This is a genomic window from Paenibacillus sp. FSL H8-0259 (assembly GCF_037963255.1).
GTDB lineage: Bacteria > Bacillota > Bacilli > Paenibacillales > Paenibacillaceae > Paenibacillus_AQ > Paenibacillus_AQ phytohabitans.
This window is the reverse complement of the sequence record NZ_CP150147.1, coordinates 5,966,672-5,991,646: the sequence shown is the minus strand read 5'-3', so window position 1 is coordinate 5,991,646 and position 24,975 is coordinate 5,966,672. Positions and strand designations below refer to the sequence as shown.

Annotated in this window: 18 protein-coding genes; 11 read left to right on the top strand and 7 right to left on the bottom strand. The window is 44.9% G+C overall.

What is annotated here, in order from left to right:
• Positions 1-131 precede the first annotated feature (131 nt).
• Positions 132-995, top strand: a complete 864-nt coding sequence (locus NSU01_RS25740) for an AraC family transcriptional regulator (protein ID WP_076243801.1) — start codon at positions 132-134, stop codon at positions 993-995.
• 77 nt (positions 996-1,072) lie between these two features.
• Here the strand turns inward: NSU01_RS25740 and NSU01_RS25735 are convergent, their stop codons facing one another.
• The 4 genes from NSU01_RS25735 to NSU01_RS25720 all read right to left on the bottom strand — a co-directional run bounded on the left by NSU01_RS25735 (position 1,073) and on the right by NSU01_RS25720 (position 6,325).
• Positions 1,073-3,202 (bottom strand): Sip1-related alpha-galactosidase, encoded by a 2,130-nt coding sequence (locus NSU01_RS25735; protein ID WP_076243800.1) that lies wholly within the window; start codon positions 3,200-3,202, stop codon positions 1,073-1,075.
• Positions 3,203-3,204: 2 nt separating this feature from the next.
• Positions 3,205-4,032, bottom strand: coding sequence for a carbohydrate ABC transporter permease (locus NSU01_RS25730; RefSeq protein ID WP_144026069.1), 828 nt, complete (start codon positions 4,030-4,032; stop codon positions 3,205-3,207).
• On the bottom strand, positions 4,032-4,916 hold the full coding sequence (locus NSU01_RS25725; RefSeq protein WP_076243798.1) for a sugar ABC transporter permease: 885 nt from the start codon (positions 4,914-4,916) through the stop codon (positions 4,032-4,034). The genes NSU01_RS25730 and NSU01_RS25725 overlap by 1 nt, the downstream gene beginning before the upstream one ends.
• Positions 4,917-4,993: 77 nt before the next feature.
• Complete coding sequence (locus NSU01_RS25720; protein ID WP_076243797.1) at positions 4,994-6,325, bottom strand: ABC transporter substrate-binding protein; 1,332 nt, start codon at positions 6,323-6,325, stop codon at positions 4,994-4,996.
• 360 nt (positions 6,326-6,685) lie between these two features.
• Here NSU01_RS25720 and NSU01_RS25715 point away from each other — a divergent pair, with 360 nt between their 5' ends.
• The 8 genes from NSU01_RS25715 to NSU01_RS25680 all read left to right on the top strand — a co-directional run bounded on the left by NSU01_RS25715 (position 6,686) and on the right by NSU01_RS25680 (position 19,165).
• Entirely contained in the window at positions 6,686-7,729 is a 1,044-nt protein-coding gene (locus NSU01_RS25715; RefSeq protein ID WP_076243796.1) for a LacI family DNA-binding transcriptional regulator, read from the top strand.
• Between the two features lie 270 nt (positions 7,730-7,999).
• Complete coding sequence (locus tag NSU01_RS25710; protein ID WP_179093508.1) at positions 8,000-9,739, top strand: histidine kinase; 1,740 nt, start codon at positions 8,000-8,002, stop codon at positions 9,737-9,739.
• Positions 9,740-11,371 carry a response regulator gene (locus NSU01_RS25705; RefSeq protein WP_076243794.1) on the top strand — a complete coding sequence of 544 codons (1,632 nt, stop codon included), beginning with the start codon at positions 9,740-9,742 and terminating at the stop codon, positions 11,369-11,371. It begins immediately after the preceding gene.
• Positions 11,372-11,430: 59 nt separating this feature from the next.
• On the top strand, positions 11,431-13,014 hold the full coding sequence (locus tag NSU01_RS25700; RefSeq protein ID WP_179093506.1) for an extracellular solute-binding protein: 1,584 nt from the start codon (positions 11,431-11,433) through the stop codon (positions 13,012-13,014).
• Positions 13,015-13,459: 445 nt separating this feature from the next.
• Positions 13,460-15,106 carry an extracellular solute-binding protein gene (locus NSU01_RS25695; RefSeq protein WP_179093505.1) on the top strand — a complete coding sequence of 549 codons (1,647 nt, stop codon included), beginning with the start codon at positions 13,460-13,462 and terminating at the stop codon, positions 15,104-15,106.
• A 78-nt stretch (positions 15,107-15,184) separates the two neighbouring features.
• A complete protein-coding gene (locus NSU01_RS25690) occupies positions 15,185-16,075 on the top strand; it encodes an ABC transporter permease subunit (protein ID WP_076243792.1) in 891 nt (296 codons plus the stop codon).
• 11 nt (positions 16,076-16,086) lie between these two features.
• Entirely contained in the window at positions 16,087-16,977 is an 891-nt protein-coding gene (locus NSU01_RS25685; RefSeq protein WP_076243791.1) for a carbohydrate ABC transporter permease, read from the top strand.
• A gap of 52 nt (positions 16,978-17,029) precedes the next feature.
• Positions 17,030-19,165 carry a Sip1-related alpha-galactosidase gene (locus NSU01_RS25680; RefSeq protein ID WP_076243790.1) on the top strand — a complete coding sequence of 712 codons (2,136 nt, stop codon included), beginning with the start codon at positions 17,030-17,032 and terminating at the stop codon, positions 19,163-19,165.
• 112 nt (positions 19,166-19,277) lie between these two features.
• On the opposite strand, the gene gtfA is transcribed toward NSU01_RS25680, so the two are convergent.
• Both gtfA and NSU01_RS25670 read right to left on the bottom strand, forming a co-directional pair.
• On the bottom strand, positions 19,278-20,747 hold the full coding sequence (gtfA, locus tag NSU01_RS25675) for a sucrose phosphorylase (protein WP_076243789.1): 1,470 nt from the start codon (positions 20,745-20,747) through the stop codon (positions 19,278-19,280).
• 13 nt (positions 20,748-20,760) lie between these two features.
• Positions 20,761-21,717, bottom strand: a complete 957-nt coding sequence (locus NSU01_RS25670; protein ID WP_076243788.1) for a sugar kinase — start codon at positions 21,715-21,717, stop codon at positions 20,761-20,763.
• A gap of 245 nt (positions 21,718-21,962) precedes the next feature.
• Here NSU01_RS25670 and NSU01_RS25665 point away from each other — a divergent pair, with 245 nt between their 5' ends.
• Together NSU01_RS25665 and NSU01_RS25660 are read left to right on the top strand one after the other, a co-directional pair.
• On the top strand, positions 21,963-22,229 hold the full coding sequence (locus tag NSU01_RS25665; RefSeq protein WP_076243787.1) for a hypothetical protein: 267 nt from the start codon (positions 21,963-21,965) through the stop codon (positions 22,227-22,229).
• A 10-nt stretch (positions 22,230-22,239) separates the two neighbouring features.
• Positions 22,240-22,533, top strand: a complete 294-nt coding sequence (locus NSU01_RS25660) for a PTS glucose transporter subunit IIA (RefSeq protein ID WP_076243786.1) — start codon at positions 22,240-22,242, stop codon at positions 22,531-22,533.
• A 124-nt stretch (positions 22,534-22,657) separates the two neighbouring features.
• Here NSU01_RS25660 and NSU01_RS25655 read toward each other — a convergent pair whose 3' ends face one another.
• On the bottom strand, positions 22,658-24,766 hold the full coding sequence (locus NSU01_RS25655; RefSeq protein WP_076243785.1) for an RICIN domain-containing protein: 2,109 nt from the start codon (positions 24,764-24,766) through the stop codon (positions 22,658-22,660).
• Between the last annotated feature and the right edge of the window lie 209 nt (positions 24,767-24,975).

Sequence of the window (24,975 nt, the reverse complement as noted above, 5' to 3'; positions counted from 1 at the left end):
TATGAAATAACTGATTGTAGAAAACAACCCTTATTCATTAGCTTATATGTGAAGGAGGAACGAAACAAGAGTAACTTTATGAGGGTGGGAGGGTAAAATATTGCTGTTAGTCACGAAGGGGGAGTAAAGGGGTGCAGTCCTCGGTATCTTTTCACTATATAACACCGATGCCATATATTTTATTAAAAGGTGCCGGATATGAGCTGATTACTTCACATGATTATATCTGGGATGGGCGGAACCGTACCGGAGACCATTGTGTACTTCAGTATACATTGGATGGTCGCGGTGAGATCGAAACGGGGGGGAGAAAACATTCTCTTGGGCCGGGGGATGCCTTTCTGGCTGATGTTCCTGGCAACCATATCTACCGTCTCCCGTCTGATTCTCCCAGATGGGAAGTGCTATACTTCGAACTGTCACACTTAGCGCTGCATCTTCTGCAGGAATGGATTGATATTAACGGCTACATTTTCCGGATTGAACAGGGGTCAGAATTGGAGCGCCTCCTGTGGATGACTTATCGGGAGGCGATTGAGGATAGTTATTTCGATATGTATCAGTGTTCTAGGGCTGCGTACTCATTAGCAATGTCTCTTGCCAGTCATCTTGTCACGCTTGCTAGCAGTATTCCATTGCCTCCGTTTGTAGAACGGTGCAAAACCTTTATTGACAGCAATCTGCATCGGAATATTGGCCTAAAAGACATGGCCGAGGTCTCTGGCTGTTCGAAGTACCATCTCACCCGAGAGTTTGAGCACAAGCTTGGCCTCTCTCCCGGTCGCTATTTAACTCGAATGAGGTTGGAAAGAGCGGCTGCTCTGCTGCTGGAGCCCGCAAATCTGACGCTTGAGCAGGTGGCTGAGCAATCTGGTTTCGCTAATGCGAATTATTTCGGCAAAGTGTTCCGGAAGTATACAGGAATGGCTCCAGGTGAATTTCGTAAGGAGGGAGATTTGTACCAAATTCGGCGGGTGATCCGGAGCGGTCAATAAAAATGGGGTCTTACAAAGAGTAACAGGCTGCCGAGATTTCGGCAGCCTGTTTTGTAGCAGGTTCAAAGAAAGAAAGGTCATGCAAACACGACGTTAATAATTACGGGTTCACTGGACTGGATAGTATCAGTGACAAAAAGATCCCCATCCCGCCGGAATGGAGTTGGTGCTCCATTGACCGTAATTAACGCAGGCTCCTGGCTGGCGCCAAAGCCTAATGTTCCGCCTTCTCTTAGTTGCAGCAAGGCGGAGTTTTCATCAGTAAATAAAATTGTAACCGCTGCGGAGGACAGATACTTATTAAGAAGGCCGATCGGTGTAAACCGGTGGTTCAGAATTGGAATTATCAAGTATAATGCCACTTCGTCTTCCTTAAGTGTAAATGGGATGCTCTGGCGGTATGAACACTTCAACAGCTTTCGGCTGAAATGCTCATACAGATAGAATTCTTGATCTTCATTACACAGCACCGGAATCTGTGAAGGGCTGATAGATCCACTTAAAATCCGGTCTTCCTGATCAATGTTGAATACCCCAACTGCTATAGAGTCTCCGACAGGAGTCCAGACCTTAAGTGGTACCCCATCCTGTTGAGGGTTAACCATCAAAATATCGGAGGTCGGGAGTCCGGGTTGATCGGCTCTCAGCACTTTACCATCATGAAATACAAGTGGAAGAAGATCTTTCGGTTCCGTAGTTCCAGGCTTGTCGCTAAAATAAACCGGACCACCGCTTACGGCCCGAAGTACCCCGTTTTGTGTTGCTTCTTCATGATTGGTCCAGAACATATCCCAATCTCCCCAGTACAGTACATGATGATACAATGAGTTATAGGCATTTTGGAGCGCATGTTCTTTAAAACTAATTTCTTTGCCAGGGACAAAATCGTCACTGTTCCGGGATAACGCTGAGGATGGCCGAAACCATATATTTTCCGACTCCATTCCCATGCAATTGATCAATTGCTGATCAAAATGCAACCCGGTAGATGCTTCTAAAGCGGTATGCATCTCATACGCTGAATGGCCATCGGGAATATGGTGGAGCAAAAAACTGTTTATCGACCCCTGGCTGTCGACCTTCACAAAATCCACACCTGAATGGCGCAGACTGCGATGGAAAGCATTCCAGAAACCGAAGCCTTTATCCGCACGGGGATAAGGTATGAAACGGCCTTTTGCGGTTTTATACACAAACTCACCATGCTCCTGAATAATCGGGCTGTCTGGATGAATCCCTGCCCAATAACCAAAGAAGGTATGCCATACACCGACCCAGCGGACCCCAAAGTTCGATTTTAACTCTTCAATTAATGGAGTGAGGCCATCGGGGAATTTCGTTTGATCTGCATCAAATGACATCAGGCCCTTTTCTTTCACATCTAACCAGCCATCATCAATCATGACCCAACGCACAGGAATTTGTTTCTCGTTTAATTCTTTGATTTTTTCAATTATCCCCGTCGCGTTAACCTCGTCACGGAATGCGTCCCAGGAGCACCAGCCCAAGTATTCCAAAGTATTGGGATAACGTTTGTGTTCTCTAAGTGAAGTAGGGTTACCAATTAAATCAAGTGTAAACTTCATCGTTTCCTGGATTAAGTGATAAGGGTTCTCTCCGTATGAAAGAACGAATAGTGGCGCGGAAATGTCGTCCCGACCACCTACGTTTGTCGAAAGACAAAGATCAAAGCCGTCATTACTGCCTCGTATCTCCGTTTTTTCAGTCAAAGTTACAACAGGTAAACAGTAAGCATAGCGGGAGCCAGACTGCCAGAGAATCGATTGGGTACGCTCTGGCAGATCACTCATACGGGAAGTGAATGAGGGACGTGTCCACCAATCATTAAAGTGGTAAAAACCCAGAATTTTGTCCGTTTTTTGTGGTTGTGGAACCGAAATAACGATGGAATGTCTGGAATTGAAAGATAACTGACGCCAGAATACCTCCTTGGCAGCCAGACTTGCTTCCACAAAGCAGACAACCGTTGAGCCATAATCTATGAGATGAAGGTAGACTAGGATAGAATTGTCTTTGTCTGTATACATACTTGTCTTTTTAATGAAAGCGCCGTGTCCGTCCACCTCTGAAGTTTGGTTCATTTCTTTTAAATCCAACCTTTGTAAAGAGGAGCCTTCATCAGTCGAAACGGACACTTTTAAATTCGTTAAAAATGTAGCGTCTTCTAAATTAATGATTGTTTCCATACCTATTTAACAGCTCCTTCGACGACACCTTTAATAATTTGCTTTTGCATAATGAGGTAGAAGATAATGACAGGAATGATTGCCATAACCAGTGCTGCCATGGCAACTCCGTAATTCGATGTATATTTGCCAAAGAAGTAATAGGTCGATAACGGCAACGTTTGTTGTTCTTTCGAAAGTAAAACCAAAGAGGGCAGCAAGAAATCATTCCATATCCACAAAACGTCTACAATGGCTATCGTCGTTGAGATCGGTTTTAAAATGGGGAAGATAATTTTCCAGAACACTTGAACCCGCCCGGCTCCATCCATTAATGAGGCTTCCTCCAGGTCTTTTGGAACAGTTTTTATAAAACCGTGGTACATGAAGGTGGCCAGACTGATACCGAATCCAAGGTAAAAGAAGATAAGCGCCCATCTGCTGTTAAGCATGTGAAGATTTCCATACAGCGTGACAAATGGGATCATTATGGACTGAAATGGAATAAGCATCGACGAAACTAACGTAAGCAGTATAATGGAAGATATTTTATTCGACCAACGAACCAGATAATAAGCTAACATAGAAGAAAACACCAAAATAGCCAGAACGGAGACGCAAGTAATAAACAAAGAGTTAAATAATCCGTACGAAAAATTCATTCGGTTGTATGCTTCCGTATAGTTTGAAAAATCAAGCGTTTTCGGAAGAGTTAGAGGATTTCGGATAATCTCTACTCTAGACTTGAAAGAGTTAAGAAGAATCAATAAAAAAGGAAAAATAAAGATAATGAAAAGGATAGACATACCTGTATACCAGCCTGCAGCAATATTTAAGCGTTTATTTCGCATCAGGCGTCTACCTCCATTCTCTTCATGACCCTAACCTGCAGAGTGACGATTAACGATACGATTAAAAATAACATTATGGCTTTCGCCTGACCCGATCCAAAGTTCCGGTATATAAATGCATCGTCATACACATGCATGGCGATGATCTCGGTGGATCGATAAGGCCCGCCTTTCGTTAACGAAAGATTTGTATCATATACCATGAAACTTCTTTGCAGGGTCAAAAATAAACAAATGGTAAAGGAGGAAATCATCATCGGGATTTTGATCCGGAAGAGCTGTTGGAATGAACCTGCTCCATCTAAATTGGCGGCCTCGGAAAGAGACGAAGGAATACTCATCAAGCCGGCAATATAAATTAGCATCATATATCCTGCATTTTGCCAAACTCCGACAATTACAAGAGCCCAAAACGCCTTTGTTGTATCTCCTAACCAAGAGTAAGTGAAAATATCTAGGCCCCATGTCTTTCCAAAATAAACGAGTACACGAGCAAATATGAATTGCCATACAAAACCAAGAATGATTCCGCCTACTAGGTTAGGAGTGAAAAAGCCCGCGCGAAAAAAATGCTGCCCCTTTCTACCTGCTGTTACCAGTAAAGCAAGGAAGAAAGCAACAATATTGGTTAGAATAAGCGTGAAAAATACGTAACGGATGGTGAGCCATAGGGACACCCAAAACTGATTGTCTGAAAATGCAGCTTTATAATTATTAAAACCAATAAATTGAAAGACAGAAGAGGTTCCATTCCAATTAGTTAAGGTCATTACAAAACCGATGATAAATGGAACGATCACCACTGCTGTAAAAACAAATAGCGGAATCAAAGCAAAGATGGAGAATACCGTTATCTTTTTTTTCAAAGTCGTTTCTTTATACAAGGTTACTCCCCCGTTCCCTCCGTGCTGGAGAATGTGAGTGGGATAAGCAAGTCCGCATATCCCACCATCTTAAAGTCTTAGTTAGATCCTTTCTTGATCCAATATGCTTCGAATTCTTTAACTAATTCAGATTTGTTAATTTTATCGGCCAAATATTTTTGCATGGAAGTTCCCATCGCAGGGAAAGCGTCTGCTGGATAATAAGTATTCATCCATTCAAGCGTATTTCCTGATTTCATATAACTAAGAACGGATTGGGAAAGGGAATCTGCGGGTTCGGCAGTGAAATTATCGAAGACAGAAAGGAAATTGAGTTTGTTCACATAATAATCCTGGCCATCTTCAGAAGAGATCATCCAATTTAAAAATTCCTTAGCTGCTTTTTGCTGGTCGGTGGAGGATTGCTCTGCATCGACAACCCAATAAGACGGAACGCCAACAGAGATCTGTGAATTGCCATAGTCTTCGGCGTTATTGCTTATCGGTACAGGGAGAAATCCATATTGGCCTTCTGGATCGAGTTCTTGAATTTGAGGATATGCCCAGTTCCCCATAAACCATAGCCCTACTTGTCCGGTAGCCAAAGCTGTGGGACCATCGTCATAGACAGGCGAAAGAGGAGAGCTTTTGTTAATGTTGTACGCTTTCATAAGATCAAGAGTATTCATCCAACCGGAGAAGACTTTATTCTCGGAGAGATTGACGGTACCTTTTTTTAGGTCGTCGAGAAATTTATGACGTTGATCTCTGTCTGAAGATTGGTCTGTAAAGAAAATATTGGTGTAATGGGCACCCAGTGACCAGTCCATGGGAGAAATATGGATCGCTCCTTCAGCTGCACCGGATGAAGTGATATTATCCATCAGCGATTTGAGCTGATTCTGTGTTTTTACTGACGCGGGATCGAAATCTCCGCCACTTGCCTGGTCCAGTACCTTTTTGTTATACATCAAACCGAAGGCCTCAACCGAAACTGGCATGCCTTTGATTTGGCTGCCATCCGTTACATAATCCAAACTGCCTTTCATTACATGAGGAACCCAGGGCTGATCGGACAGGTCCAACAGTTTGTCATGCATAGATTCATATTCCGAACCCATCATAGTAATGGTTGGCGCATTGTTTGAAGCATAAAGGGTTGTCATTTTGTCGAAAGCATTTTGATTACCGAGTGAAATGATAGAAACATTGACTTGATCCTGTGATGTATTGTAGTGTTCTACCATTTCTTCAAACTGGCTAATGATCTCGGATTTTCCGATAAGTACAGATATCTCTGTAGGACTACCTGCTTTGGCAGGTTCAGCGTTTGGATTGGCTGAAGAAGAGGAGTTTTCTGATCCGCTGCAAGCAGCTAAGCCGGAAGCAAGAAGAGCTGATATTCCAATTACGCTAAGTAATTTTTTCATGGTTGATTCCCCCTGGTTTTTAGTTTCCCCTTTTTAACCAACTGTGTATCCTTCACGTGTTTGCTCTATTTCTCGCAATTATACCGCGTGTAAAGCACTGTCACCTCCCACATAGTGTATTTAGTTCCAAAGGATACACATAGTTAAAAATAGGTTAAAAAGCTTTGTTAAAAATTATAGTTAAAAATCAGTTAAAAGCACATGATCATAATATTGTAATCGTTTTATTTTGTCAATCAATAACTTATTACTTTTTTTATTCATTACCTAAGAACAAGAATTGTTTTTGACGAATAGCGCGATTTTTGTTAAGATTTATTTAACTTTGTTTTACTTATATTTAACTTCGGGGGTGTTTAATTGGCTACGTTATCTGATGTTGCCACAAAAGCCCAGGTTTCTATTGCTACCGTTTCCCGATTGTTCAATCAAGATCCAACCTTATCCATAAGTCTGGATACGAAAGAACGAATCTATACCGTTGCTTCGGAGTTGGGTTTTAAAGGGGCACGAAAGCGAGCAAAACCATCCAAAAAGCTCATCCAGATCGGATTGGTCTTGTGGTGTTCTCCGGAAGACGAGACAGACGATCCATATTTCCTTTCCATCCGCCAAGGCGTAGAGAAAAGATGCCGGGAAGAAGGAATTGTTCTTGCAAAGGTTATTCGTATGAACAGTATGGAGGATGGTGCATCCGTGAACGGCATGGATGGTTTAATCGTAATTGGGAAGATTGATAGCGGAGATTTGGAATCTTTATACGGTAATAATGACCGGATTGTATTTGTCAATAATTTAGCTCAAGACCGTCAGAAATATGACTGCGTTATTTCCGATTTGGAGCAGGGTACAAAGGATGTACTGGAACATTTGCTTCAATTAGGCCATAAGAGGATCGGTTTTATTGGGGGGAAAGATTATTCGCCTGTTAAAGGAGAACGGAAGGGAAAGGAGATTCCCGAAGTCCGTTACTCTGTTTACGAAAAGATGATGAGGGATAAGGGGATGTTTTCTGGCGTGGATGTATATTCAGGGGAATGGACAATAAACAGCGGATATGAATTGATGCGAGAAGCCATCCGAAAGGGAAATCTACCCAGTTCTTTTTTTATTGCCAACGATCCGATGGCTATAGGTGCGATGCGGGCGTTGTATGACGAAAATATAAAAGTACCTGATGAAGTAGCTGTTGTTGGCTTTGATGATATCGATTTAGCCGGTTTTGTTCAGCCTTCATTGACCTCTGTTCGAATCTATACAGAACAAATGGGGAGAACCGCAGTAAATCTGCTTTGCGAACGAATTAAAGGCCGTGATATCCCTTTGACCATTACAGTTTCTACTAAGCTCATGGTGCGTGAAAGCTGCGGCGCCAATAGGAATGATTCGGAATCAAGGGGATAGCATGTGCTAGCACCCTCACCTGATCATCAAAAAAAGATTGCTCTAATGGGACATCCCCGCATTGACTTTATGGTGGACGGGGATTTTTCCGAAACCGGATTTTAATAAGCTTGATAAAGTGTTTGAAGTTCGGTACAGATGTTCGCAGTGAAGGAGCAGGCCTACCGTGAGGAATCGGATCTCCATATTGGGGAATGGAATTTTGCAAGCGGTTACGAGGTCTTGGTACAAGTAATTTGCAACAAGAAGAGTTTATTCGGGGGGAGATCAATGGCTACCAAATACTCACTGCGAACCAAACTCATTTTTGGGTTTCTGTCCGTCATCGTACCTCTGGCGGCTTTTTTGTATTACAGCAATTATTACGCAATGGAAGTGGTCCGCAAGCAAGTCGCCCAATCAAACATGAACCTCTTGTCCCTGCATACCCAGACTATGGATAAATCATTGAGCGATATCAATTCCTACTTGTACAAGCTTGCAACCATCGATACCAATGTTAAGACTTTAGCTATATTCCCAGAACAATCCGAGGACTATATCTTCTCTCGAATCATGCTGATTCATAACTTCGATGAGGACCACATGTTATACAATCTGGTCGATTTGTTCTTTGCATATAGTGCTGACAATGATGATCTGATTTCTTATTATGAATCATACGATACGAAACGGGTGCGCGAACGAAATACATTGATCCGCAGCTTAGTGAACACGTCTGAATCGAGTGACAGATGGCGATGGGTTAGTACCGATACGGAATCGGGCTTGATTCGTATCGTCCGCTCGAACGGAATGTATGTAGGAGCCTGGATTCCGGAATCCCGGTTCATGGAGCCGGTGAAAAATCTGGATTTCGGCGAGTCAGGTAAACTTTTGCTGATATCTGATGAGGGGCGAGCACTCCCTTCGAAAAGCGCAAATGATTTTCCCGAGCCGTTGCTGAATCCGGGAAACGAAGAAAAAGGACATTATGGAACGATTTATGATAAAAGTGCGGCAAGCTATATATACATGGTGCATCCGTATACCCAGTCTTCCATATGGATGCTGCTGTTAATCCCAGAACAAGATTTGCTGTTGAACTTGCCTTTTTTTCAACGGGCGATTTACTCCATTCCGTTCATTATCCTTCTTCTCATTTTCATTTTTATTATGATTTTGCAGCGTGTGTTAATTAAACCGATTAGCTCCCTGCTGAAAGGGATGCGAATGATCGGGCAGGGGAATTTGAGAATTCGTCTCCCGGTTCCCGCACAATGGGAAATAGCCTATTTGAACAATACATTCAATCATATGGCTGCCGAAATCGAAGGATTAACAATCGGCATGTACGAAGAGAAATTGAGGGTGCAAAAAGCGGAGTTCAAGCATTTGCAAAGTCAAATCAACCCCCACTTTTATATGAATTCCTTGAATATCATCTATAGTTTGGCGGTGCTGAAGGATCATACCACCGTACAAAAAATGGCGCTTCATCTGGCCGATTACTTCCGTTTTACAATCCGAACTGACCGTCAGATCGTTACACTGAAGGAGGAGTGCACCCATATCGCCAATTATCTGGAAATTCAGCGGCTGCGGTTTCCAGATCAACTATTCTATCAGGTACTGCTTCCGAAACAGCTTGATGATGTCGAGATCCCGCCGCTAACCATTCAGCCATTCGTAGAGAATGCGTTGATTCACGGTTTCCAGGGCGAAGAAGCGGCTCTTCACATTTCCATTGAAGTGAAAATGGACGTAGATGCGGCGGAGGGGAAAATATACATTGCAGTGTTCGACAACGGAGAGGGTTTTGAGGAACAGAAGCTAAGACGGCTGCAAACCGGAGAATACTTCGACAGGCAAGGAGAAAGTGTGGGTATTTGGAACGTCTATCATCGCTTGCGAATGCATTTCGGGGAAGAAGTAGCTATCCATTTTGCCAACAGGCAACCTCATGGAGCGGCTGTGACCCTGGAGATCCCGACCGTTTGCAACAATCATCAGGAAAAGGGGATGTCTTAAATGTATAGGATGCTGGTGGTTGACGACGAGAAATTAGCAGTGCAAGCCATTGCGGAAGGAGTCGACTGGTCCGGTATCGGTGTTTCTGTTATTTACAAAGCTTACAGCACCAAGCAGGCAATCGAAATCCTGAACCGCGAACCGGTTGATTGCATGATTACGGATATCGAAATGCCAGGCCGAAGCGGCATTGAGTTGATGGAGTGGGCCGTGAACAACCAGCCCGGCTTGGAGACGGTATTTCTGACCGGCTATGCTGATTTTTCGTATGCGCAGAAAGCCGTTCATCTCGGGATTCACGACTATATCTTAAAGCCGGTTGAGCTTGAACAATTGCTGTCCGTCGTGAAGGAAATGATATGCAAGCTGGAGCAGCGCAAAGAAAATGAAGCGTTTCGGGAAACCTACAATAAATACGTACGCTTATGGGAAGACCAGCTGCCCTCAATGTCGGAGCATATATGGCAGGATTTGCTATCAGAGCCGTGCAGATTAGAACCGGAGCGGCTAAATGCGATGTTTAAGCTCTACGAAATTCCCATCCAGGCAGGTGGAATGATTCTTCCCATTCTCATCAGCGTGGAACGTTGGAAGGAAGAATTCAGCCTGAGGGATGAGGAGATTATGGAGTACGCATTGCGCAAGGCTGCGCAGGAGATCATTCTGTGCGATGGGGGCGGCACAGCCGTACAAAGCCTGGAAGGCCACAATGTCATATTGATTCATCTTGATGCCTATTCACAGGATGATCCGTTTCACCTCGACGAGCAGATCATGGGAAAGTGTCGTGAATACATCCAATCATGCATACGGTATTTCAAATGCAGCTTGTCCTGTTATATCGGCGAATGGACACCGGTTCCCGATTTGGCAGAAGTCTATAGGCGGCTCGTCAAGCTGGAACGGGACAGTGTGTCGGCATCGAATCAAGTCCTTTCCTTACGTGAAGGATTGCCTCAGCTTCTGAAGGGGGCGTTCCGTCAGTTTCCCGCATCTCAGTGGTCTGCTTTGCTGGAGGCGGGAGAAGAGGAACTTCTGCTGGAAGACATCACCAAAACGATCAGCCATTGGGGCCGTGAGCAAGAGTTACATCCGGAAATGCTGGAATCGTTGTACTATACTATTCTCCATATGGTTTATACGGCTGCGCATAAAAAATCAATTTCCATCTCCGCTATCTATCCGGACGAAGATTTACTTTCCGCCCCGGCCGCTAGGCGTTCTGTTTATCACTTAGAGGGGTGGTGCGATAAGGTAATACGGACGTGCGTGTCCTATTTTAAAGCGTATTGCAAGGATGATTCCGTTGCGGTCATGAGGATCAAGCAATGGATCCAAGAGCATTTCCAAGAAGAGTTTACGCGTGATACGATCGCGGGGATCGTTCATGTAAACGCAGGTTACGTCTCCCGTATTTTCCGCAGAGAAACGGGGTATTCCTTGTCCGAGTATATTTTGAACATCCGGATGGAGGAAGCGAAAGGTCTGCTTTCCCAAACAAACTTGAAGATCAGCGCGGTTGCTGAAGCAGTCGGGTTCTCTCATTTTTCTTATTTTGCCCAGCAATTCAAAAAGTGCTACGGCTACTCGCCTCTCGATTACCGTAAGTTGACTTTGATGCGGGATGCATAATAGCATCTTCCAAATAACGGAAAGGTGTGGTTGAGATGCGTTGGCAGAGGAGAGTGAGCATGGCAATCGCCACAACATTAACCGCGGTTGTGGTCGTCTCTTGTTCCGGTGAGAGCACCGAGTCGAAACTGAAGGGGAATGCGGCGCAGATACCGTCCGACAACTCTTCGAATAACATGTCGAATGTAACCGTCAAAGCCATGTGGATGTATGACTGGTTTAAAGGAAAGAAGTGGGGGGCAGATCCGGTCACGAAACGTATTACCGAAAAAACTGGCGTTCAATTCGATTTTAGCGGTCCCGACAGTGACGGCGATCAGAAGGCTAATCTCATGCTTATGTCTGGCGACTACCCGGAAGTGATGTGGATGGATCGCGGGCCGACTTGGGACAATTATGTCAATTCGAAAGCTCTATTGCCCATTGATGTGCTTGCGGCAAAATACGGGTATGATAAACTGATCGGTACTTATATTCCACAGCATGTCGTCGATAAGTTGAAGCATCCGGACGGTCATCTTTACGGGCTCCCCAACTGGTTCAGCGACAAAGGGGAATTATCCGTCGGCAGAACCCTCATGCTGCGTGAGGACATTTATGAGAAAATGGGGAGACCCGACATCAAGACGATCAATGATTTCGAAGACTATCTAGCAAAAGTGCGGAATGCGAATCTGAGCATGGCGAACGGTGAACAAGTGTATCCTCTCGGACTGGATTATGACGACGGTTCTTTCATCGAAATGTCCAACATGTGGGGAAGTCAGAACAAGGACTACCGCTATTATGACGAGAAGGATCAGAGGATCAAGTTTTTTATGTTCAACGTGTCCACCAAGAACATGCTCCTATGGTTGAACAAGATGTACCGTGAAAAAATGATCGACCCCGAGAATTTCACCTACAAGGGTAGCATGAAACAGGAAGCACGCAGTAACGGGAAGTGGGCGGCAAGCTTCTCGACGATTTGGGATTATTGGACGCCGAATGTTGTGCTGAAGAAGACCGACCCCGGTATCTATTACAAAGCCTACCCGGTGCCGGCCGGGAATGACGGTGTTAAGCCATATATGGGGGGCTATAGCACAGTCGGCTGGAACGTGGCAGTCATTACCAACAACGCCAAAGATCCCGAAGCGATCATGCGCTTCTTCAATTATTACATGAGTCCGGAAGGTCAAATGTTAAGCTTCTATGGCATTGAAGGCGAGACATGGGAAATGAAAGACGGTATCCCGGTCCTGAAACAGCACGCTTACGAGCAAATGCAGATGGATTGGGATGGCTACAGTCAGAAGACGGGAGTACGTTATCTCGAACTGAATCAGTACCATAAGTATAATTGGGAAAAGCAAAGCGAATCGCCGGACCGGCAAGCGGATCGCCGTATTGCCGAGCTTTTCAAATTTGACGGAACAGACCTTAGCGTTTTATCAATCGACCCGAACAGCAAAGCGGGGATAGTCTGGGCGAACATGAAATCCGGACTGCTCATGGACATTACGACAGTACTGATCGCTGATAGCGAAAAGGGTGCCCGGGCACGCTTTGAGGAACTGCTGGCCAAGTATGAGAGGATGGGCGTTAAGGATGTTGAGAAGGAATGGACGAAGCAATATCAGGAACGACAAAAGGTGAAGTAATGACATGTCTTCACTTCGAGGAGAAAAGGGCATTTTACCGCAAAACAAGCTGGTGTCTCATCATGGGGCAGCAGCTTGTTTTGTTTCATTTCTTCATGTGTTTATTCAACCGGGTTTTACTTTTTTTATAGGAATACACATTTATGATGATTCGTGCACAATACTGATAGATGGCGTAGCCTGATGATGTCATGCTAGTAAAAGCTCATACAGAAAAGTGTGCAGCGAAAGAAAGATATGAGCGATGTCTTACCGGAGTTGAAGCTCAGTCCATTCCGGAAGCTAATTCAACCAGAAAAGGGTGATTGCGTAGCTGACTCACAAGAACTAAAAGCAAAAGGTTCAATAAGGCTTCAGAAGCGCCAGTAAATTGTCGAGACGGATTTTATGAATGGCCTGTTGGTTATTACTCTAAATTCCATTATTGATACAAATGGGGGTACCTATGAAACGAAAAGGATTATCTATCATCTTGGCCTTTGTACTATTGTTACTTGCTGCGTGCAGCAACGTTGAGGACAAAAAAGACCAAACGACGGAATCAGGAGCTGAATCTTCACAAGCGACGAAAGAGAACGGGGAAGTCGATTACGCTTTCGGGAAATACACGGAGCCGGTCACAATTCACACCGTTCGTGAAACCAATACGGCCATCCAGTTTCCAAAAGGTGAAGACATAACGAACAACATCTGGACGCGGGCATACAAAGAACGTTTCAATATCAACGTCGTGACGGATTGGGTATCCAACGATTACGAAACGAAGATGAACCTCGCGATCTCATCCGGCGAGCTTCCCGACATTTATCGTGTAAACGCATCGCAGCTGCAGAAATTGATGGAAGCTGACATGGTTATGGATCTGACTGATGTGTTTGACAAATACGCATCCGACCGGGTGAAAGGTTACATGGAAACCGATCGTTCCAGCTATGAATCCGGCATGAAGGATGGAAAATTATACGGTATCCCGCAATTGCACTATGGCATCATTGACCAGCCTGATTTTGTCTGGATCCGCAACGATTGGAAGGAAGAACTTGGGCTCCAGGATCCGCAGACGATAGATGACATTAAGAACATCGCACTCAAGTTCATGGAAAAACACGGCGGATACGGAATTGCGGTTGATCAGACGCTCGATACACTAAACACGCTTGCAGTTGCTTGGGGAGTTCATCCGGATATATGGGTTCCAGACGAAGACGGCAAAATCATTTACGGGTCGACGCAGCCCGGAATGAAGAAAGCGCTTACGACGTTTGCGGAATGGTATAAGCTGGGCATTATCGATCCCGAATTTTCGGTTAAAAAAATAGAAGCGATGAATGCTAATGTCATAGCGGGCAAAGTCGGCATACAACCTCACTATCAGTGGTGGGGCTATAATCCAGGCATGGACGTTGTCACGAACTTAGGTAAGAATGCGATATTCTATCCATATAACATACCGTCCGCCAATGGCGAACAAGTGATTCATTCTGTTTCCTTCTTAAACGGGAACTACATTGTGGTAAATAAGAAAGCTGAAAATCCGGGAGCGGTGATCAAGCTGATTAACTTCTACGCCTATATGATGGACGAAGGATTCAGCAAGGAATCGCCAGAGACTATGGCCGCTTTCGTGAAGGATAGCTTGGAGCACGCTCCTCAACCGTTTAAAGTCACGAACACGAATACGGACTACGAGCAGTTTACGAAGGTCAGCGAAGCTATGAAGACGAAAGACACAAGCCATTTCACAGCGACCGGTCAATGGCAGAAGTACAACAACAGTGTTGAGTTCGAGGCAAAAGGCACACCGGCTGTGGTTGGGGACTACCTGCAGCAAGGAGCGCCGAGGAGTGCATATGGCCTCGCCAAGCCCTTTATCGACAACAATCAGTATATCAAGACCTCGCTTTGGGGAGCACAGCCCAAAGAACTTGCCAAATACGGCTCCACACTGGACGATGTTCTGACCGAAGGATTTACAAAGATCATCATGGGTGAAGAGGACATCGATTATTTCGATAAGCTCATCCAGGACTGGCGGGAAGCCGGCGGAGACGAGGTAACCGAAGCCGTAAACAAAATGTACGGAAACAAATAACTAACGATCGAGAGCATGACAAGAGGCGAGTTTATGCTCGCCTTCTAAAATATTATTCTAGGAACGGAGGATCGGGACATGTTGAGAAAGTTAAGACAACAGAAGGTTTTTCACCTCATGCTGTTTCCGAGCATCATTCTCGTATTTATCTTCAGCTATCTCCCTTTCTACGGATTGATTATAGCGTTTCAAGACTATAATCCGGGACTTGGTTTCCATTCGCCATGGGTCGGAATGGATAACTTCACACATGTTTTCAATCAAGAGAAATTCTTGCGAACGATCTGGAATACACTGTACATGTCGATTTTCAAGTTGATCGGCGGCATCATCGTGCCGGTTACCTTCGCCTTATTACTGAATGAAGTAAAGCAGAGGACCTTTAAGCGGACGTTCCAAACGCTGGTCTATATCCCGAACTTTCTTTCCTGGGTCATTATGGCCGGCATCATGATCGATATTCTAGCTTCGGATGGTATCGTTAACAATTTTCTTGTAAGCATTGGCGTGAAGCCTGTTTCTTTCCTTGGAGCCCCCTCGATCTTCCCATGGACGATGATCGTCTCCGATATATGGAAAGGATTCGGCTTTGGTACGATCGTTTATTTGGCTGCTTTGACAGGCATCGACCCGGGTCTGTATGAAGCGGCGCTGATTGATGGGGCGAAACGTTGGAAGCAGACCATCTATATTACGCTGCCTCTACTTGCGCCTACAATTATCCTAATGGCTGTCTTGTCCCTCGGTAACGTCATGAACGCGGGTTTCGATCAAATCTACAACCTCTATTCCCCCGCTGTCTACGAATCCGGCGACATTATCGATACGTATGTGTACCGGCTTGGCATTGTGCAAGCTCAATATTCTATAGGCACGGCGATCGGTCTCTTCAAATCGGTCATCACTTGTATACTGGTCGTCTTGTCCCTCGTGATAGCGAAAAAAGCTGCAGGATACAAGATTTATTAAGGAGGGGAATTATGGTTCAAGACAAAAGCCTGGGGCGCCGGCTATTTTTTGTAGCCAATTATTTTATCCTGATCGTGGTTTCGCTAATTTGTATCCTGCCGTTCGCTAATCTGCTTGCGGTTTCCTTTAGCGGGAGTTCAGCGGTGGCGGCAGGAGATGTCGTATTCTGGCCGGTCGATTTTACGACGAAGGCCTATGAGTTTGCGTTAGAAGGAGGGCAATTTTTACAATCACTATGGGTATCAACCCAGCGTGTTGTGTTGGGGACAATAATCAACCTTGTCTTGATGGTCCTCACTGCATATCCGCTTTCCAAGACGAAGGAGAAAGTGATGGGACGCGGAATCTATATGGGTTTCTTTGTATTGACGATGCTATTTAATGGGGGATTAATCCCGAGCTATCTCATAGTCGTTCAAACCGGACTCATCGACTCCATCTGGTCGCTTATTCTGCCAGGCGCTTTGCCCGTCTACAGCATGATCATTCTTATGAACTTCATTCGGAGCCTGCCGGAAGAGATCGAGGAATCGGCGACGATCGACGGAGCCGGTCCGATACAGATATTAATTTATATTCTCCTGCCGCTTCTTAAGCCGGCGATTGCGACCGTCGGAATGTTCAGCATCGTTGCGCATTGGAACTCATGGTTTGATGGCATTATCTATATGAACAATCCTGATAATTATCCGCTGCAAAGCTATTTGCAGACACTACTGCTCAACTTCGACCAAATTATATTGAGATCTGGCACGGATTATACGCAGCTCCTCGCTCAAATGAATGTACGAACCGGCCGCGCGGCACAGTTATTCCTTGGAACGGTCCCGATCCTGATCATCTATCCGTTCCTACAGAAATATTTCACGACCGGTCTCGTGCTCGGCAGCGTGAAAGGTTGATTTGGGAGGAATTTCAACAGGTTGAACTTTAGATTCCGGGAGGGTAAAATATTTGCTGAATTTCTTACAAACAGGAGATAGGCTTGATTTGGTTGACGGTGTGGAGACGGTTATAAAAGGAATCTCGGCTGTTGTGAACTTGGATGATGGTTCCAGCCACACATTATATTTGTCACAGGTGAGAGGAGGAGAAGAAAGCGGGTTACCGGTAACCGATTGCGAATTTCGGAATGAGGATGAAGGACTTTTAGTGAATCTTCATTTGAGTATAGAGGAAAGTTGTGCAGCGATATCTCTTTCCGCATCGATTGATAATCCGCTGTTTGAGAAATTGCGTTTTTTTGACAGTAACAATGGGATTGTGCTAACGATGGAAGGCTTCCCTGGAATGACAGGTCTGCTAGGGCATTACCGGTTTAACGATTGGTGGACAAGACCGTATACCGGGACACTCGAGGGGTTGCCCAGCCGGATGCAGCAGTTACTGATAGAACGTGAAACAGGCTCCTTCTTTCAAATTATACCGCTTTGCGAAGAAAATTGTAAGGCGGATTTGCAGGGAACTACCGCAGGGAATTTGCAATTGGTTGTGTTTAACAGCATAGGCGGGTGCAGCCGCATGAATACCATTGTTGCGATGTTGGGGATCCATGAGAATCCGTTCGAATTGGCGGAACATACGTTAACCTCGGCGAGACGCAAACTTGGTGTTGCAAATAAGGATGAACGGCAATATCCGGAGATTTTTGAGTACCTCGGATGGTGTACTTGGGATGCCTTTTACCAACAGGTGTCCGAAGAGGGGATCGTACAAAAGTGCAATGAATTTAAGAACATGGATCTTCCGGTACGCTGGGTAATCATTGACGACGGATGGCAGGACATTAAGGAGGGGAAGCTTGTATCTTTTAAGGCTGATGTAAGCAAATTTCCGGGCGGTCTTGCAAGTGTTGTAGACAAGCTGAAGGAGCTGGGTATCAATTCAGTAGGAGTTTGGCATACATTCGCAGGATATTGGGGCGGTATTCATCCTGAAGGTGAAATCGCTGCTAAGATGAAAGAACATCTGATGCCCACAAATGGCGGTGCTCTTATTCCTGCATGTGATGACCGTGGATTTGGCTTTTGGAAAGAGATTCATCAGCAATTGCGCCTTCAAGGAATTCGACTCATCAAGGTAGATGGACAAAGTGCGATAGCCAATTTCACAAAACATCATCTTCCTGCAGGAAAGGCTGCTAAGGGGGCACATGTGGCACTGGAGGCTTCTGCCGCTATGCATTTTCATTATCAAATGATCAACTGCATGGGAATGGCCTCGGAAAACGTATGGAGCAGGCCCATGTCTGCCATTAGCCGTAACAGTGATGATTTTGTTCCCCAGAATCCGGATTGCTTCGCTGAACACGCCATGCAAAATGTATACAACTCATTCTATCATGGCCATCTCTACTGGGGAGATTGGGATATGTTCTGGACAGTCCATGCTGATGCGGAACGTCATGCCCTTCTTCGGGCGGTAAGCGGTGGTCCCGTATATTTTAGCGATCCTCTTCAAGCAACCGACCCCAATTTAATCCGACCGCTGATTGAACGGGACGGGAAGGTGTTACGCTGCGATTTGCCAGGGATGCCGACATTGGATTGCTTGACTGTAGATCCGGTCCATGAAAATGCTACATTAAAAATATGGAACCGTGCCGGGGATGCTGGAATTGTTGCTGCATTTCATATCAACAAGGATGGAAGTCCGATCCATAACCGGATTCGTTCTGCAGATATTCCCGGGCTGCATGGAAGCCGATTTGCGGTCTACGAATATTTCTCGAAAGCGTGTTCGGTGATTGGGCGTGATGAAGAACTTCCGATCGTCCTTAATGAAAAGGAAGCCAAACTATTCATTCTGGTCAACTGTGACTCGGGGATTGCCCCGATTGGATTGACTAACAAGATGATTTCCCCCAAAACGATCAAGCATATCATTCGAGACGAATCCAGGACCACACTTTTTCTTGACGAAGGGGGAGCTTTTACTTTCTTTGCGGATAAAAGACCTTATTTCGTTGAAGTAAACGGAGTAAGGAGAGAGCTGAGAGCTCATTTCGATAATTTGCAGCTTTATACCGTCGATTGCCATGACCTTCATGGACCGGTTTGTGTTCAAATTGTGATGAAGGAGAAATCATAGATATTCTATTTCAATAAAGCAGCCAAGCGCAATTACATTGCGCCTTGGCTGCTTCCTATTTTCGGCAAAAAGCACGCCAATGGCGTGCTTTTTTAACAGAACAAGTTGCTTATCAGACAATATATTCAATCAAGTCGTTATTTTCATCGATGTATTGGATAGTGGTTCGCTTAGTCATAAGTTCAATAAATAACTCGCAATATTTTCCATTATTGTCCCAGCGCAATCTAACCTCTTCATTTGATGAATTCATAACTTCAAATACGCCATTAAATGCCTCATAATCATTTCTGAATTGAATGAGCTTCAAAAGCCGTTGTACGACCTCTTTTTGAAGTGATTGCTCGATTTCTTCAAGGGTGTAGTTGTGACGATTTATTTCACGGCCGTCACCGGTTTTTTGAACCCGTTCGTAGTCATTTTCACCGGCAAGCAGCCCTACATAATACACCTGTGGAATTCCGGGGGCGAAAAATTGAATGGCTCTGGCAGCCAGATAAGAATCATCATCGGAGTTAAGAATAGAGTAATAGGTACCGCGGATCTGATGCACATCGAAGCCATCTGTTCCCTTATGCTCATCTGACAGAATTAAACTGAGATTAGATCCTCTATCCAGGCAGGTGTCTACTAGTTTTTTGGCCTCTGTAGTAACAATCAGATCATCCAAATCAGGTTTTACCGGTATACCGTCATGGCAGTCAAGCATCGTGAACTGCTTCGCGGGGCGGTTCTTCAAGTAGTCGCACAGAGCCTCGCTAGACTGATTAATCATGGTATCCAGAATCCGATAGGGCAGAATAAAGTCATAAATCCAGCAACCATGCTCTGCCAATTTATACTGAATGGAGTAATGGGAGTGCACTTCCGGCAGCAATTCAATCTCTAGTGATCTGGCAAGTTCTTTGACCCAATCAAGGAAGTCATAGATTTCTGGCTCCACAAAAAAGCAACTGGTTCCCAGCTTCTTAATTACGTAACCGACGGCATCCAAGCGTACGATCTTTACCTTGTGTTTTTTGAAATTTTGGAAGAACGACGTTAGGATCTGTTTTGTCAGCTCTGAGCGTACATCCAAATCAATTTGTTCGGATGGATCTGTCTTTCCAAACGTAGTCCATACCCTTTCCTCTGTACCGGTTTCTTGAATCTGAAAGGCAGAGTAAGGCAGAGGCCTGCGCAAAAACATTTTGTTGATATCTTCTTGTACAGGGGTTCCATCTTTCCATAGTTTATCCAGGGTGAGGAACAGATCCGCATATTTTGAGTTACGGCCAGACTTTAGGAAGTCTTGGAAATATTCCGACTTCTGTGAAATATGATTGACCATCAAGTCAACCAGGATATCAAATTCTTCCCCAATTTCACGAATATCGTCCCATGTTCCAAATGTGGGGTCAATTTCAAGATAGGTAAGCGGAGCAAAGCCTCTGTCGCCAGAAGAAGGGAATGGAGGGAGGATATGCACTCCGCCTTTGAATACCCCGGTAAAATGTGAGTACATTACTTCCTTTAGTGTTTTTAAATCTCCGCCAAGTGAATCCGGGTATGTAATCAATTGTACCTGGTTTTTTAAAGTCATATTGTAATTCCTCCTAAATTTGATATATGGAGCAAAGGACTTCGAGCTTAGGTAAATCTACGACGGCTCCCGTATATTGTAGTTTATATGCACTTGTAGCAAACCCAATCTGAATGGATTTACGGATGGTATAACCTGTTACAATCCCGGCATAGAATCCCGACCAAAAAGCATCACCTGCTCCTGTAGTATCTACTACATTTGTGGCTAAAGTCGAAAACGTTTCAATTGTGCTGCCGTTAGAGACCATCGCGCCATTTTTCCCCAAAGTTAATATAACTAGTTTAGCTCCAAGTTTAAGAAACTTTTCGATGTAACGTTCAGGTAAGTCTCTGCCGAATAGTCGTTCAGCATCATCTTCAGATGGTTTTACAATATCGCACTTTGCGATAATAGATTGAATGTAGCTTATTCCATCCATGCCTTTTTCCCATAATCGTTCATGATAATTTGGGTCAAAGCAAATGAGCAGACCGTTCTCCTTAGCAACTTCAATTGATTTCTCAATTGTATGACGGGCAGGGGATCTGGAGATTGGCCAGCAAGAAAAGTGCAATATCTTAGACTCATTCAGGTAATGTTCAAGTTTTGGGGTGTATACCAGCTGGTAATCAGCTTCTCTATAAAAAATGGGGGTTGGAGTCGACTGGCTTTTCGTCAGCATTACCATGCTTGTCGCCTCGTCTGCGGTTTGTATGCATTCTGTATTCATTCCGGAGTCTTGGAGTTGCTTCAATAGAAAGTCCCCTGATCCATCTTGTCCGACTGCTGAAGCTACTACTGAACGAATCCCAAGTTTTTTTGCATTCATTGCGATATTAGAGGGTGATCCCCCAAAATGCTTGTGATAACAATTGCTTGAGGAATTTGCATCATACTCGTTTGAGATCAGATCGATTAGAATCTCTCCGATTGATAACAGATCATTTTTTTTGGTATGAAAGTTGAGTGTTTCATCTAATTTAAGCATAGCTTGCCTCCCAAACTGATTGAAAGAATATTCCCTATTTTATATGCTAACCGTTTGGTATGTCAACCGGTTGACATATATAGAAATCCTTTATCTACAACGGATTTTGTATTATGCAATGCGATCGAAATCATTAATAGAAAGCGGATTTAGAAAATATACTTATCGCCAATACAAAGTCATAGATGGTAATATCGTTCTGTCTAACTAGATACCATATTCTCAGCATAGAGAGGAAGATTATAATGTTTCGTGCACTGAATATCCGGCACACTCCTTTTCTAACCTGGCAATCCATACGTGTAAAAATGATGGTAGGTTTATTCCTGATTGTCATTCCTCTCATTGCGTTCTTAATTTATTCCAATGTATATGCCATACATACAGTACGGACCCAGGTGGCGGATAACTATCTGAACGGCCTGATGCTTGAACCTGAGCTGTCGGACTTTAATTTTTACACCGAGCCTGACGAGCGCCTCTTCGTAAAACAGCGTATCGATGTTATTTAGGAGCTGGAGATTGAGGGAAGATGGCATGGGTTCAGAAGTGCCCGATCCGGCATTCGCAGGGGGCTTCATGGGTAAAGGAGTGGCTATTAAGCCTAGAGAAGGTAAAGTCTACTCACCATTTGACGGAATTGTAGCACATGCTTTTGAACGCAGTAATCACGCCTTTCTTCTGGAGCATACCAGTGGTATTCAACTATTGATTCATGTTGGCATTAATACGGTGTCCTTGAAAGGAAGGGGGTTTACTCCTCGCGTTAAAGACAGGTGGCAAAATCAAAAGGGGACAGTTGCTTCTAGAGTTTGATATTTCGGAAATTGAGCACGGTGTTCCGTTACTGCGTGTCCATTTGCATTAATTAACAAGCAGGGCTTGAAATCATGAGATTTCAGGCCCTGCTTTCTGTGTTCCTTAAACTTCTGGTTACATTTTACTTCGAACCCCAAATCGACTTGTTGTTGGTACCGATCAAGGAGAAGGTCATCACTTCATTGTGGCTGGACAGTTCATTGCGCTGTTTAAAGAACACTCCTTTATAAGTTATACCGTCAATGACCATCGTACAGTAGTAGGTTCCTGGCGTATTGGACCATGTACCTGTCGCAGAACCGGAAATGGTTCCATTGCTGTTCAGGGTCACACTCTGGGTGGTCAGCATGCCAACATTAGCCGTAGAAGCATCCAATCCCATGTTGATGAATTGATAGGTCCCCGCCATTTCACTGGAACTATACCCGGTGGAGGCGATACTGCTGCCCAGAAATTCATACACCGCAGTTACCGGCCACTTGTCCTGATTCATAAATTGCTGATGCACGCGAACCTCATGCGCCTCGGTGCCGTTATTGAACCGGGTGTGGTACACCAGATATCTCCCGCCGTCCGTATCGATCAGTGCAGAATTGTGGCCACCCGATTTATACCCCTGACTAGCTCCCGATAAGTTATAATTCCCAAATAGCTTGATGCCGTAACCCGACTGGTCTACGGAAGCGGAGGAATAGACAGCCGAATTGCCGGCGGCATCGGTGTAGGTTCCGTCGATGGTGGTCGAGCGGTACAGACGGATATGATACCCTCCCGCATTGGCCAAACCGCCATAAGTGACGTAAAGGTAGTAATAGCCTGATGAGGAATCATACACGATGTAAGGAGCTTCGCCCGTCTTACCGTACCCTCCGGCAATCCGCTTGCCAAAATAACGGTCGACATTGCCATTGTCGGAGCCTGGGTAGTACGGCTTGCCGGTGGCTGGGTTAATCTGCAGAATATAAATCCCTCCAGACCAGGAGCCGTAACTCATCCACAGCTTGCCGCTGTTGTCATACACCAGCGCCGGATCTATCGCATTCGGGAAATTGCTGTTGTTGAATCCGCCACTGTTGTTAAACCAGCCGCTTCTGGTTCCTGATAGGGTGCCGTTGTCGATCAGCTCGGGGATATTGGTGTTCTTGTACCATATATCCACCGTTTTGGTCCCTAACGACGAGGTCGTTGTAATCGGATTGCTGCCGCTAGTGAAGCCGGAATAGATAATGGTATCGACATATTCATAAGGTCCGGAGACCGACTTGGATACACTGTAGGCGATAGCTGAACGGATATAAGTCGAGGAGGTGCAATAGTAGAGCATATAAGCTCCCGTCGATCCGTCTGCCCACACGTATGAAGAATTATATACCGGTCCCGGCGCCCATACGGATTGTCCGCCTGAACTGTCCTGATCATTATACCCGGCCCAGGCAAAAGGCACCGCGAGCGCAGAATTTAATGCTGCTCCGGCGCTTCTGGCGGAGTTGCCGGTTCCCCCTGCCTTGACCAGCTCCCATTTCTGCATATCGCCGCCCCAGTAATTCCATTGCTGGATGTTCGCGCCATTCGCTGTGCTGCCGTCCGCCACATCCATTGCGGCAGTATAGTTGGATGCCTTGGTTAAGAACGCGACCGTTCCGTCGGCATTTTGCTGGATTCTAAATAGCTGCATAGTGCCGCCCCAGTACGTCCATTGATCAATGTTGGCACCGTCGGCGGAAGATCCTTCGAAGACGTCAATACCGCTTGCATAAGCGGTATTGCCTGTAAGGATGTAATAATCCCCGCTTCCGTAATACATAATTCTGAACTTTTGCGCATCCGAGCCATTATACGACCATTGCTGAATATTGGTGCCGTCAGTCGCCGAGCCGTTGACTACATCCAGATATAATCCGCTGTTCTTGTTCTTGATATAATGATAGCCTTCAAAAGTTGAAGGGGCATACAGGCTGGTGTTCGTGTAGCCCTGTGTCCCCATGTAGGACCAGTTCCTCAGATCTGTGCTTGAGGCCTGCGCCAGGTGTGAGCCAAATATATAATACTTATTCGTAGAAGCATCATAGGAAATCGAAGGGTCATGCACAGATACTCTTGTGGTGTTAGAGGTAGTGGATGAACTTGCTGCCCCGAAAATACTACCGCTACCTACGATCACTGCCAATAAAGCGAATACAATAGTCAGAATAATGATTTTATGGCTCCTCATTTTGTGGATCAGCTGCATATTGATCAAATCTCCTTTTGGTTGCCATTTAATTAATCGCTTACATTCTGCTGGGCAGATGAAGTTTTTTATTTACTCTGTACTTTACTAGCTCTCACGTATCCCTCCTCACCCTGATAAATACTTTACAGTATGGAAATTCTCCTTTGTTTCTTAAGCTAATATTAGTCCGAACGCGGTGTCTAAGTAAGGCTTATTTTGTCGTCGAA

What these genes read in the sequence shown, in the direction of transcription:
- NSU01_RS25735 (WP_076243800.1), bottom strand. Translation starts at nt 3,202, where the DNA reads ATGGAAACAATCATTAATTTAGAAGACGCTACATTTTTAACGAATTTA.
- NSU01_RS25730 (WP_144026069.1), bottom strand. Translation starts at nt 4,032, where the DNA reads ATGCGAAATAAACGCTTAAATATTGCTGCAGGCTGGTATACAGGTATG.
- NSU01_RS25720 (WP_076243797.1), bottom strand. Translation starts at nt 6,325, where the DNA reads ATGAAAAAATTACTTAGCGTAATTGGAATATCAGCTCTTCTTGCTTCC.
- NSU01_RS25710 (WP_179093508.1), top strand. Translation starts at nt 8,000, where the DNA reads ATGGCTACCAAATACTCACTGCGAACCAAACTCATTTTTGGGTTTCTG.
- NSU01_RS25705 (WP_076243794.1), top strand. Translation starts at nt 9,740, where the DNA reads ATGTATAGGATGCTGGTGGTTGACGACGAGAAATTAGCAGTGCAAGCC.
- NSU01_RS25700 (WP_179093506.1), top strand. Translation starts at nt 11,431, where the DNA reads ATGGCAATCGCCACAACATTAACCGCGGTTGTGGTCGTCTCTTGTTCC.
- NSU01_RS25695 (WP_179093505.1), top strand. Translation starts at nt 13,460, where the DNA reads ATGAAACGAAAAGGATTATCTATCATCTTGGCCTTTGTACTATTGTTA.
- NSU01_RS25690 (WP_076243792.1), top strand. Translation starts at nt 15,185, where the DNA reads ATGTTGAGAAAGTTAAGACAACAGAAGGTTTTTCACCTCATGCTGTTT.
- NSU01_RS25685 (WP_076243791.1), top strand. Translation starts at nt 16,087, where the DNA reads ATGGTTCAAGACAAAAGCCTGGGGCGCCGGCTATTTTTTGTAGCCAAT.
- gtfA (WP_076243789.1), bottom strand. Translation starts at nt 20,747, where the DNA reads ATGACTTTAAAAAACCAGGTACAATTGATTACATACCCGGATTCACTT.
- NSU01_RS25670 (WP_076243788.1), bottom strand. Translation starts at nt 21,717, where the DNA reads ATGCTTAAATTAGATGAAACACTCAACTTTCATACCAAAAAAAATGAT.
- NSU01_RS25665 (WP_076243787.1), top strand. Translation starts at nt 21,963, where the DNA reads ATGTTTCGTGCACTGAATATCCGGCACACTCCTTTTCTAACCTGGCAA.
- NSU01_RS25655 (WP_076243785.1), bottom strand. Translation starts at nt 24,766, where the DNA reads ATGCAGCTGATCCACAAAATGAGGAGCCATAAAATCATTATTCTGACT.